Annotated in this window: 12 protein-coding genes; 5 read left to right on the top strand and 7 right to left on the bottom strand. The window is 68.2% G+C overall.

What is annotated here, in order from left to right:
* The first annotated feature begins 62 nt into the window (after positions 1-62).
* Positions 63-1379 (top strand): guanine deaminase, encoded by a 1317-nt coding sequence (gene guaD / locus C6P61_RS12780; RefSeq protein WP_105730325.1) that lies wholly within the window; start codon positions 63-65, stop codon positions 1377-1379.
* Here guaD and C6P61_RS12785 read toward each other — a convergent pair.
* Genes C6P61_RS12785 through C6P61_RS12795 form a run of 3 tightly spaced genes read right to left on the bottom strand, consistent with a single transcriptional unit; the run spans position 1365 to position 3987 of the window.
* On the bottom strand, positions 1365-1802 hold the full coding sequence (locus tag C6P61_RS12785) for an RNA-binding S4 domain-containing protein (RefSeq protein ID WP_105730304.1): 438 nt from the start codon (positions 1800-1802) through the stop codon (positions 1365-1367). The genes guaD and C6P61_RS12785 overlap by 15 nt on opposite strands.
* 44 nt (positions 1803-1846) lie before the next feature.
* Positions 1847-3283, bottom strand: a complete 1437-nt coding sequence (locus tag C6P61_RS12790; protein WP_105730305.1) for a sensor histidine kinase — start codon at positions 3281-3283, stop codon at positions 1847-1849.
* Entirely contained in the window at positions 3280-3987 is a 708-nt protein-coding gene (locus tag C6P61_RS12795; RefSeq protein ID WP_105730306.1) for a response regulator transcription factor, read from the bottom strand. The genes C6P61_RS12790 and C6P61_RS12795 overlap by 4 nt, the downstream gene beginning before the upstream one ends.
* Positions 3988-4121: 134 nt before the next feature.
* On the opposite strand from C6P61_RS12795, the gene C6P61_RS12800 reads away from it, so the two are divergent.
* Genes C6P61_RS12800 through C6P61_RS12810 form a run of 3 tightly spaced genes read left to right on the top strand, consistent with a single transcriptional unit; the run spans position 4122 to position 7165 of the window.
* Positions 4122-5081, top strand: coding sequence for a Bug family tripartite tricarboxylate transporter substrate binding protein (locus C6P61_RS12800; RefSeq protein WP_105730307.1), 960 nt, complete (start codon positions 4122-4124; stop codon positions 5079-5081).
* Positions 5082-5095: 14 nt separating this feature from the next.
* Positions 5096-5605: a tripartite tricarboxylate transporter TctB family protein gene (locus C6P61_RS12805; RefSeq protein ID WP_105730308.1), complete on the top strand. Its 510-nt coding sequence runs from the start codon at positions 5096-5098 to the stop codon at positions 5603-5605.
* Between the two features lie 60 nt (positions 5606-5665).
* Positions 5666-7165, top strand: coding sequence for a tripartite tricarboxylate transporter permease (locus C6P61_RS12810; RefSeq protein ID WP_105730309.1), 1500 nt, complete (start codon positions 5666-5668; stop codon positions 7163-7165).
* Positions 7166-7230: 65 nt separating this feature from the next.
* On the opposite strand, the gene hemH is transcribed toward C6P61_RS12810, so the two are convergent.
* On the bottom strand, positions 7231-8322 hold the full coding sequence (hemH, locus tag C6P61_RS12815; RefSeq protein WP_105730310.1) for a ferrochelatase: 1092 nt from the start codon (positions 8320-8322) through the stop codon (positions 7231-7233).
* A gap of 19 nt (positions 8323-8341) precedes the next feature.
* Between hemH and C6P61_RS12820 the strand changes: the two genes are divergently transcribed.
* Positions 8342-9046 carry an HAD family hydrolase gene (locus tag C6P61_RS12820; RefSeq protein WP_105730311.1) on the top strand — a complete coding sequence of 235 codons (705 nt, stop codon included), beginning with the start codon at positions 8342-8344 and terminating at the stop codon, positions 9044-9046.
* Positions 9047-9086: 40 nt separating this feature from the next.
* Here the strand turns inward: C6P61_RS12820 and C6P61_RS12825 are convergent, their stop codons facing one another.
* From C6P61_RS12825 to C6P61_RS12835, 3 genes are read right to left on the bottom strand one after another with little or no spacing between them, the layout of a single operon-like run.
* A complete protein-coding gene (locus tag C6P61_RS12825) occupies positions 9087-9887 on the bottom strand; it encodes a DUF2145 domain-containing protein (RefSeq protein ID WP_105730312.1) in 801 nt (266 codons plus the stop codon).
* 9 nt (positions 9888-9896) lie between these two features.
* Positions 9897-10703, bottom strand: a complete 807-nt coding sequence (locus tag C6P61_RS12830) for a DUF2145 domain-containing protein (protein ID WP_105730313.1) — start codon at positions 10701-10703, stop codon at positions 9897-9899.
* Between the two features lie 59 nt (positions 10704-10762).
* Positions 10763-11122 (bottom strand): hypothetical protein, encoded by a 360-nt coding sequence (locus tag C6P61_RS12835; RefSeq protein ID WP_105730314.1) that lies wholly within the window; start codon positions 11120-11122, stop codon positions 10763-10765.
* Positions 11123-11200: the final 78 nt, after the last annotated feature.

Below are 11200 nucleotides of genomic sequence, written 5' to 3' on the forward strand. Positions count from 1 at the left end.
AAAATCGCTTGGGTAGCTTGTCGCCCATGTGCCAGCCTGAGCGGCGCGCTATGCTGGCAGGCATGAAAGCTTATCGCGCTGCCATCCTGTCCTTCGATCCTGACACCGGCGCGCCGCGCTACTGGTCCGACGGCCTGCTGGTCACCGGGCCGGGGCAGGGCGGTGCCGCTGCGCCACGCGTCGTGCTGGCACTGGGGTCCTTCCATGAGCTGATCCGGCACTACCCCGGGCTGAGCGTCGAGTCGATCCCGGATCGGCTGATTGCGCCGGGCTTCGTCGACCTGCATGTCCACTATCCGCAGACCGACGTCATCGGCTCGCCGGCCGAGGGCCTGCTGCCCTGGCTCGAGCACCATACCTTTCCGCAGGAGGCGCGCTTTGCCGATCCGCTGCATGCGGCCGAGGTGGCGGATTTCTTCCTGAATGAGCTCGACCGCCATGGCGTGACGACCGCACTGACCTTCTGCACCTCGCATCCGCAATCGGTCGATGCGCTGATGAGTGCCGCGCAGCCGCGTGGCCTGCGGCTGATCGCGGGCAAATGCCTGCAGGACCGCCATTGCCCCGACGGCGTGCGCGATACCACCGAGCAAAGCCTGCTCGACACCGAGGCGCTGATCTTGCGCTGGCATGGCATCGGCCGTCTCGGTTACGCGATCACGCCGCGCTTCGCGCCGACCTGCTCGGACGCGCAACTGCAAGGCGCGGGCGAACTGGCCGCGCGCCATCCCGGGGTCTGGGTCCAGTCGCATGTGGCGGAAAACCTCGACGAGCTGGCTTGGGTGCGCGAGCTCTATCCGCAAGACCGCAGCTATCTCGAGGTCTATGCCCGCTTCGGCCTGTTGCGCGAGCGCTCGGTCTATGCCCATTGCCTGCACCTCGACCAGACCGACCGGGAACTGCTGCGTGAGCGCGGCGCGGCGGCAGCGGTCTGTCCGACCAGCAACTTCTTCCTGGGTAGCGGCTGTTTCGACTTTGCCAGCGCCGAGCGCACCGGTTTTCTGCATGGCCTGGCCAGCGATGTCGGCGGCGGCACCAGCTTCAGTCCGTTTCGCACCATGCTGGCGGCCTACGAGGCGGGCCGGGCCGGTTTTACCGGCGGCGGCCCGGCCAAGGCCGGCGTGAGTCTGGCGCCGAGCCGGCTCTGGTGGCTGCACACGGCCGGCGCGGCGCGCGCGCTCGGACTTGACGGCGTGGTGGGCAATCTGGCGCCGGGCTGCGAGGCCGATTTCGTGCTGCTCGATCCGCGCGCCACGCCGCTGCTGGCGCGGCGCACGGCCCAGGCGCGCGATCTGGAGGAGTTGCTGTTCGCGCTGATCGTGCTCGGTGACGAGCGCGTGGTCACGCGCACCGTGCGCGCCGGCTCAGTGATCGATTGAGGCGCTCCAGCGCTCGTTCCAGTCCGGGGTGCGCAGGTCCTGCAGCTGGCGCCGGTCGCGCTTGGTCGGGCGGCCCTGGCTCAGGCCTTGCGAGGGTTCGGGTGCGATCCGGCGCTGCTCGGCGGCGTTGGCGCGCGCCAGCAGCGAGGCCGCCGTTTCCTCGTAGAGCAGGGCGGCCTGCGGCGCCGGGCCGCGCACCGCACTCAAGCCCTTGACGCACAGGGTGCGCTGGTCGAAGCCGGCGCGCAGTTCGATCTCGTCGCCGATGCGCGGCTCGCGCGAGGCCTTGGCGACCTGGCCGTTGACCTTGACCCGGCCCTTGTCGATTTCGTCAGCCGCCAGGCTGCGCGTCTTGTAGAAGCGTGCGGCCCAGAGCCATTTGTCGAGCCGGACTTTTTCTGCGGAAGGAGGAGTGGCTGCCATGTAGCGAGGAAGTGGTTGCTGGCGCTATTCTCGCGCAGCCGGCCTCAGTCTGGTGTCGCCAGGGGCAAGGCCACCCTGGCATCCAGGCCGCTGATGCGGCCCTGCTCGACCCGGTTCTCGAGCGTGATCTGGCCGTGCAGCGCCTGCACGATGCCCAGGCAGATCGCCAGTCCTAGCCCTGAGCCCGCGCCCGGGTCGGTCGCATCGGTCGAGAAGGGCTGGAACAGGCGCTCGCGCTGCGCCGCCGAGATGCCGGGACCGGCATCGCTGATGCACAGCTCGGCCCGCGTGCCGTGCAGCGCGAGCCGGATCGCCAGCCGTCCGCCCGGCGGGCTGTGCCGCACCGCGTTGTGCAGCAGGTTGCGCGTCAGTTCGCGTAGCGACCATTCGTGCGCCCGCACCGGAGTCGCCTGCGTCTCGAGCTCGAAATCGAGCGACTTGTCGGCCACCAGCGCCGACAGGTCGAGCGCGACCGTGTGCACGATCGGCGCCCAGTCGCTCAGCGGGATGTCGGCCTGGCTGCGCAGCTGTTCGACCTTGGCCAGGGCCAGCATCTGGTTGGCCAGTTCGGTCGCGCCCTGCACGGTCTGGGCGATCTCCTCCAGCGCCAGCCGCGGCTCGACGTCGCCGCGCAGCGCCGACTGGACCTGGGTCTTGAGCACCGCCAGTGGCGTGCGCAGCTGGTGCGAGCTGTCGCGCACGAAGCGCTTCTGATGCTCGAGCAATTCCGACAGCCGGGCCATGTGCAGGTTCGCCCCTTCGATCAGCGGGGCGATCTCGCGCGGGGCCAGTCCGGCATCGAGCGGTCGCAGGTCGTTCTCGGGCCGGCTGGCCAGTTCGGCGCTGAGCGCGCGCACCGGCCGCGTCACGCGGTGCACCACGGCCACCACCACGGCGGCGATCACCAGCACCAGGCCCGCCTGGCGCCAGAGCGTGTCGAGCAGGATCTGGCGCGCCAGCGTCTGGCGCAGCTCCAGCGTCTCGGCGACCTGGATCGTGGCCATGCCTTGGCGCTCGGTGCCGCTGACCGGCTGCAGCAGCACCGCGACCCGCACCGGAACGCCCTGGTAGTCGTCATCGTAGAAATTCACCAGCGCGGCATACAGGCCGCGATCCGGCATCCTGCCGTCCCAGGGGCGCAGGTCGGGGAATCCCGCCACCATTTCGCCGGCAAAGCCGGTCACGCGGTAGAACAGCCGGCTGCGGTTGTCGGCCTCGAAGGCTTCGAGCGCCGCATAGGACAGCTTGCCGCTGAGCCTGGCCTGCTCGCCCTGGCCTTCGATCGCGAGCTGCTCGCCGATGGCCTTGGCGGTGGCCAGCAGCGTGCGGTCGTAGGCGGTGTCGGCCGCGCGCAGCATCTGCCGGTACAGCACCACGGTGTTGAAGCCGACGAACAGCAGCACCGGCAGCAGGATGCCCACCATCAGCTGACGCCGCAGCGAGACGCGCCGCCCGGGCGTGGCCTGGCGGGTCTCTCTCATGGCTGGGCCTTGATCAGGTAGCCCAGGCCGCGCAGCGTCACGATCTGGGTCGGCGTGTGCGCGATCTTCTTGCGCAGGCGGTAGACCACGACCTCGATCGCGTCGTACTGGACCTCGCTTTCGCCCGGGAACACCTGCTCGAACAGCCTTTCCTTGGCGATTGCGTGTCCGGGCTTGGACAGCAGCGTGCGCAGCAGGGCGAGTTCGCGCGGCGGCAGTTCGAGCGGCTGCTGGCCGTAGTAGACCGCGCCGCTCTCGCCATCGACCCGCAGGCCGCAGTAGTCGGGCTTGTCCTGCCAGCGCTGCCGGATTTCCGGCGCCGACTGGGCGCTCGGGCCAGGCTGGACCGTGCGTCGCACCAGCGCGCGCACGCGCGCCTCGAGCTCGTCGAGGTCGAACGGCTTGGGCAGGTAGTCGTCGGCGCCCTGGTTCAGTCCCAGGATGCGGTCGCCCACCGTGCCGCGCGCGGTCAGGATGATGACGGGTGTGCGCAAGCCGGCCGCGCGCGCCTGTCCCAGCACCTGCAGGCCGTCCAGGCCGGGCAGGCTCAGGTCCAGCAGCACCAGGTCCGGCGCCTGGGCGCGCCAGGCTGACAGGGCCAGCCGGCCATCGCCGCAGAGGGCGACCTCCATGCCGCGGCGTTCCAGGCTGCGCCGCAAGCTGGTCTGCAGCTGCAGGTTGTCTTCGATCAAGAGCAGTTTCATGGCAGCAGCTTAGCGAATGCGCGCGCGTCTTCGGGTCCGAACGTATCAGGGTTTGTCTCTAGGTCCCGGACAGCCGATTGACAGCTTCGCAGCCGAACATCACAGCCATCAGAACACCGATACAGGAGACCACCATGCGCCGTGACCAATTCCTCAAATCCCTGGCCGCCTTGATGGCTGTCGGCGCCTTGCCGCAGCAGGGCTGGGCCGCCGAGAACTTCAAGCTCATGCTGCCGGCCAACCCGGGCGGCGGCTGGGACACCACCGGTCGCGCGCTGGGCAAGGCATTGCAGGATGCGGGCGTGGCGGGCAGCGTCAGCTACGAGAACAAGGGCGGCGCGGCGGGCGCCATCGGTCTGGCGCAGTTCTACAACTCGAGCAAGGGTGACCCGAACGCGCTGATGGTGATGGGCGCCGTGATGCTGGGCGGCATCATCACCGGCAAGCCGCCGGTCTCGGTCACGCAGCTGACCCCGATCGCGCGCCTGACCAGCGAGTACAACGTGTTCGTGCTGCCGGCCAACTCGCCGTTCAAGACACTCAAGGACGTGATCGAGCAGATGAAGAAGGACCCCGCCAGCGTCAAGTTCGGCGGTGGCTCGCGCGGCGCGACCGAACATATTGCCGCGGCCATGCTGGCCCGGGCCATCGGTGTCGATACCGCCAAGCTCAACTACGTGCCCTTCCGTGGCGGCGGCGAGGCGGTCGCTGCGATCCTGGGCGGCAACGTCACGATCGGCGGCAGCGGCTACAGCGAGTTCCAGCCCTATATCGAGGCCGGCAAGATGCGCGCGATCGCGGTCACCTCGCCGCAGCGCCTCAAGGGCCTGGACATCCCGACCATGAAGGAGCAGGGCGTCGATGTCGAGCTCGGCAACTGGCGTGGCGTCTACGCACCGGCCGGCATCACCCCCGCCCAGCGCCAGGCGCTGATCGACAAGGTGACCAAGGCCACCCAGAGCAAGTCCTGGCAGGAGGCGCTGGCCAAGAACAGCTGGACCCCGGCCCTGCTGACCGGCCAGGCCTTCGAGGAATTCGTCGATCGTGATTTCGCCAACCTGCGTGCGATCATGGTCAAGTCCGGCATGGTCTGAGCGGAGCTGGCGTGATGCAGAACTCTTCCCGCTCCACGACCCTGCAGACCCTGATCGCGCTCGGCGCGCTGGGGGTCGCGGGCGTGCTGGCCTGGGGCGCGGCACAGATTCCGTCGGCGGCCGGCTATTCGGGCGTCGGCCCGGCCTTCCTGCCCTGGCTGGTGGCTGGCGTGCTGGCCCTGTGCGGCGTCCTGCTGCTGCAGCAGGCGCGCCGTGGCGGCTTTCACGACGTCGAGCCGCCGTCCGGCGCCGACCGGGGCGACTGGCGCTCCTTTGCCTGGCTCGCCGCTGGGCTGCTGCTCAATGCGACCCTGATTGAGCATGCCGGCTTCATCGCCAGCTGTGCCCTGTGCTATGCGCTGGCCGTGCGCGGCCTGCGACTGGCTGAAGGCCAGTCCACGTCGCTGCCACGCATGGGGCAGGACCTGCTGACGGGCGTGGTGATCGCTGCGCCGGTCTACTGGCTTTTCACCCAGGTGCTGGCCGTCAACCTGCCGGGCCTGACCTCGACCGGCTGGTTCTGAGCCTGAGCCTGCCCCCGCACTTCAACCGCCGCGACCCGCTGTCGCGGACCGGAGCAAATCATGATTGAAACGGATATCTGGTCCCAGCTGTTGGGCGGCTTCGCCACGGCCGGGACGCCCATCAACCTGCTGTGGGCCTTCGTCGGCTGCGCGCTCGGCACGGCGATCGGCGTGCTGCCCGGCCTCGGGCCGGCGGTCACGGTGGCGATGCTGCTGCCGATCACGGGGCAGGTCGAGCCGACCTCCTCGATGATCTTCTTCGCCGGCATCTACTATGGCGCCATGTATGGCGGCTCGACCACCTCGATCCTGCTCAACACGCCGGGCGAGACCGGCACCATGGTCACTGCGCTCGAAGGCTTCAAGATGGCCAAGAGCGGTCGCGCCGGCGCGGCCCTCGCGACCTCGGCGATCGGCTCCTTCGTCGCGGGCAGCATCGCCACCGTGCTGGTGACGCTGTTCGCGCCGCTGCTGGCCGACTACGCGGTCCGGCTCGGCCCGCCCGAGTATTTCTGCCTGATGCTGCTGGCCTTCACGACCGTCTCGGCCGTGCTCGGCAACAGCACCTTGCGCGGCATGACGGCCTTGTTCGTCGGCCTCGCGCTCGGCCTGATCGGCATGGACCAGATCACCGGCCAGGTGCGCTACACCGGCAATGTGCTCGAGCTGATGGACGGCATCGAGGTGGTGCTGGTGGCAGTCGGCCTGTTCGCGGTCGGCGAAGCCTTCTACAACGCGCTCTACGAAGGCAAGAGTGTCAGCAGCCTGAACAAGATGACCAGCGTCCACATGACCCGCTCCGAATGGCGCCGCTCCTGGCCGGCCTGGCTGCGTGGCACCTTCATGGGCTTCCCGTTCGGCACCATACCGGCCGGCGGCACCGAGATCCCGACCTTCCTGAGCTACGCGACCGAGCGCAAGCTGGCCGATCCCGAGCACAAGAAGGAGTTCGGCACCACGGGCGCGATCGAGGGCGTCGCCGGCCCCGAGGCCGCCAACAACGCGGCCGTCACCGGCACGCTGGTGCCGCTGCTCACGCTCGGCATCCCGACCTCGGTCACGACCGCGATCCTGTTGTCGGCGTTCCAGAACTACGGCATCAACCCCGGCCCGCAGCTGTTCCAGACCTCGTCCACCCTGGTCTGGGCCTTGATTGCCTCGCTCTACATCGGCAACGTCATGCTGCTGGTGCTGAACCTGCCGCTGGTCGGCTTCTGGGTCAAGCTGCTGCGCATCCCCAAGCCCCAGCTCTATGCCGGCATCCTGATCTTCGCCACCGTCGGCGTCTATGGCATGCGCCAGAGCGCGTTCGACCTCTACCTGATGGGCGGCCTGGCGCTGCTGGGCGTGCTGATGCGGCGCTTCGATTTCCCGATCGCTCCCGTCATTGTGGGCTTGATCATGGGTCCGCTGGCCGAAGCGCAGATGCGCAACGCGCTGTCGATCGGCGAGGGCCGCTGGACCGTCTTCATCGACCGGCCGATGTCGTTGTTCCTGCTGATCGTGGTCGCGCTGGTGCTGGTCACGCCGCGCCTGCTGGCCTGGCACCGCCGCGCCTGAGTCCAGCGCCTCAGCCTTGACCTCGCGTCCCGCCCGGCTTCAGTCCGGCCGGGACGCTGTCATTTTCAGACCTTGGCGCCGAGCTCGATCGCGCGCCGGCGCGTGGCTTCGGCTGCTGCCGTGTCCTGCGGCTGCTGGGTCGGCCAGCCCGCCAGATGCTGTTCGCACAGATCGGCCAGGGCCCTGATCCAGGGTCCGCTGTCGTTCAGGCAGGGGATGTAGTGGAACTCCTGGCCGCCGGCATGCAGGAAGGTCTCGCGCGCCTCCTGCGAAATCTCCTCCAGCGTCTCCAAGCAGTCGCTGGTGAAGCCGGGGCAGATCACGTCAACCCGCTTGGTGCCGCTGCCAGCCAGCGCCTTCAGCGTCGGTTCGGTGTAGGGCTCCAGCCACTTGGCCTTGCCAAAGCGCGACTGGAAGGTCACGACATACTCGTCCTTCTTCAGCCCCAGCGCCTCGGCCAGCAGCCGGCCGGTCTTGTGGCACTCGCAGTGGTAGGGGTCGCCCATTTCTAGCGTGCGCTGCGGCACGCCGTGAAAGCTCATCAGCAGCTTGTCGGGCCGGCCATGCGCCAGCCAGTGCTGCTGCACCCGCTGCTTGAGTGCCTCGATGTAGCCAGCCTGGTCGTGGTAGCGGTTGATGAAGCGCAGCTCGGGGATCAGGCGTACCTTCGATGCCCAGCTGTAGACCGCGTCGAACACGCTTGCTGTGGTGGTGCCGCTGTACTGCGGATAGGCCGGCACGATCAGCACCCGGGTGCAGCCCGCCGCCTTCATCGCGTCGAGCTGGGTCGCTACCGAAGGCTGGCCATAGCGCATCGCATAGCGCACCTCGACCCGGTGGCCGCGCTCACCCAGGTGGCCGAGCAGCAGCTTGGCCTGCTTCTCGGTCCAGGCCTTGAGCGGCGAGCCCTCGGGCGTCCAGATGCTGGCGTACTTGGCGGCTGACTTCTTCGGTCGCACCCGCAGGATGATGCCGTGCAGGATCAGCCACCAGATCGGGCGCGGGATCTCGACCACGCGCGCGTCGCCGAGGAACTCGGCCAGGTAGCGGCGCAATGCCGGTGCGGTCGGTGCATCGGGCGTGCCGAGGTTGCACAGCAGAATGCCCGTCTTGGCCGGCTGGCCATGGGTGTAGGAGGGTTCTTTGCGGAAAGACATGCGTTATTCTCGCCCAGCCATGTTGAACCCTGCACAAGTAAGAGCTATCACGCTGGACCTGGACGACACGCTCTGGCCCATCCTGCCGACCCTGGAGCGCGCCGAGGCGCGGCTGCAGTCCTGGCTCGACGCCGAGGCACCCGCCACCGCCGACCAGTGGCGTGCGCCTGAGTACCGGCGCGCGCTGCGCGCCGAAGTCAACCGCGACCACGCCGCCCATGCCCATGACATGAGCCACCTGCGGCGCGAGATGATTGCGCTGGCGCTGCGGCGCGCCGGCGACGATGCGGCGCTGGCCGAGCCGGCGTTTGAGGTCTTCTTCGCCGCGCGCCAATGCGTCGAGTGCTATGCCGATGCCCTGCCAGCGCTCGAGCGCCTGGCCGCCCGCTATCCGCTGGTCTCGCTCTCAAATGGCAACGCCGACCTGCACCGGGTCGGCCTGGGCGCCCATTTCAAGGCCCAGGTCAGCGCGCGCGAGGCCGGGGTCGCCAAGCCCGACCCGCGCATCTTCAGCCTGGCCGCCGAGGCCGCCGGTGTCGCGCCGCACCAGGTGCTGCACATCGGCGACGACGCCTTGCTTGACGTGCTGGGCGCGCTCGACGCCGGCATGCAGACGGTCTGGGTCAACCGCGAGCGGCAGCACTGGGCCCATGCACCGCGCCAGCCGCATCTGACGGTGGCGGATCTGCACCAGTTGTGCACGGCCCTGGCGCTGCCGGCCTGAGCGCCGGGCGGGCGCCCGGGGACCGACCGGCAACGGTGCCTCAGTCCGGTTTCAGGGTGAAGAACTCGGCCTGGTCGTACTGCTGCAGGTAGCGCGCCAGCGTCTCGAACGTCGCCGTCACGGGCGGCAGGCTCGGGTGGTCCGACAGCGAGATCTCGCGGCTGAACAGCGATCCGAGCAGCAGCTTGAAGCCGTTGACATGGACCTGCTGCCCCTGGAAGAACTGCTTCGACTGGGCCTTGATCACCCGCAGGTCGCTGGTGCCGTAGATCGCCGCCTGGATCACGTCGAGCACGAACTCGGTGCAGTTCTGCTTGCCCAGCGTGTAGGGATTGGCGATCGCCGAGTAGCTCGGCTCGTGCAGCGCCGCATAGGTCGGCGAGGCGATCACTTCCAGCAGCCGCCTTTGCAGTTCCGGCGAGGGGATGATGACGCCCGCCTCCAGCCTCGCCACCAAGGCATAGAAGTCCACCGGGTAATCCTGCACCAGTGAACTGGTGTCCGGCTCCGCGTCGCTCTGGTATTCGTTGAAGGTGGCGTAGCCCTTGAGATGACGCCCATCCTGCGTCGTGATGTCGGAGTAGACCGCGAAGGCCGCGTGCGTGTAATACATGCCCTCAGGCATCTGCTCGGGTGGCCGACCGATGCGGCCGATGATCGCGACCCGGGCGCCACGCTGCGCCAGGGCCTTTTCCACCTTCTTCGCCAGCTCGATGATCTGTTCCGCCGCAAAGATCGGTGCCCCCTGCGCCTGGCTCGGGTTCGGGCTGAAGCCGGCGGCCTGAGCCGGTTGCCAGACCAGCCAGGCGACCCAGAGGCAGAGCCACAGTCGTGCTGCCATGATCTCGGCTCAGTCGGCGAGAACCGTGAAGACCTGGCTGCCGCTGTCGTACTGCTGCAGGTACTGGCCGATGGTCTCGAAGGTGGCCGTCTGCGGCTGGCCGTCCTGGTCCGAAGTCGAGATCTCGGCACTGAACAATGAACCCAGCAGCAGCTTGAAACGGTTCACGTTGACAGGCTGGGCCGAAAAATGCGCCCGCGTATTGGCCTTGATCTGGTTCAGCTCCGAGGTCTGGTAGATCGCAGCCTGGATCACGTCGAGTACGAATTCGGTGCAGTTCTGCCGGCCCAGGGTATAGGGATTGGCGATCAGCGAGTAATGGGGGTCGTGCAGCGCGCTGTAGGCCGGTGACGCGATCACTTCGAGCAAGCGTTTTTGCAGCTCGGCCGATGGCACGATGATGCCTGCCTCTAGCTCGGCGACGCCCGAAAAGAAGTCCACCGGAAAATCCTGCACCAGCTCGCTGACGTCGGGCCGGCCGTCCTTCTGGTACAGGTTGTAGATCGCATAGCCTGGCAGCTTGCGCTGGTCGGCGGTGGTGATCTCCGAGTAGACGGCGAAGGCCACATGGGTGAAATGCATGCCCTGCGGCAGTTCCGAGGCCGGGCGGCCCATGCGTGCGAGCAGCGCGACATGCGCGCCTTGACTGGCCAGTTGGCGTTCGACCTTCTTGGAAAAGCTCACCACCTGTTCCGGCTGGAAGTGCAGTGGCGTGCCGGGGCTGCTGAAGCTGGAGCTGAAGCCCGAAGCCTGAACCGCACCGGCCAGCCAGGCCAGGGCGAGGCCGGAAATCTCTCTGCGCCATCTGACCTGCATCGCTGTGCTCCTGGTTGTTGCGGGCTGCTGGGCCGGACTGAGCCGCGCCAGCGCTCGATTCAGTCCGGCTGGACGGGGGCGCGCGGCTTGAGCGCGATGTCCGGCGGGATGATCGTGATGGTTTCCTCGGTGATCTCGAGCGGCGTGCCGATCGGCGCATTGGCCGCCCGCATCGAGTCGCGCGCAACTGCGGCGCTGGCGCTGCCTGCCGAGCCCAGCACCGCACCGCCTATTGCCAGCGGCACCGCCGACAGTCCTAGCGTGGCGCGCCCCGAGGCGGCGATGCTGTGGGCCGCGCTGGCGCTCGCATGGCCGCTGGCCTGTGCCGACTCACGCAGGGCGCCTGCTGAAAGCCCTTCGTCAGCCTGGGCGCTAGCCAGCCAGCCGATGAGCAGCAGTGCGGTGGGCAATTTGTGCAAGCCGTGACTCATGATGATTGGCTCCTGACCCTGAACGCTTTCAGTCTAGGATAAAAACCTTAGAGCGTGTTATGGACT

The sequence above is a fragment of the Malikia spinosa genome (genome assembly GCF_002980625.1).
GTDB lineage: Bacteria > Pseudomonadota > Gammaproteobacteria > Burkholderiales > Burkholderiaceae_C > Malikia > Malikia spinosa.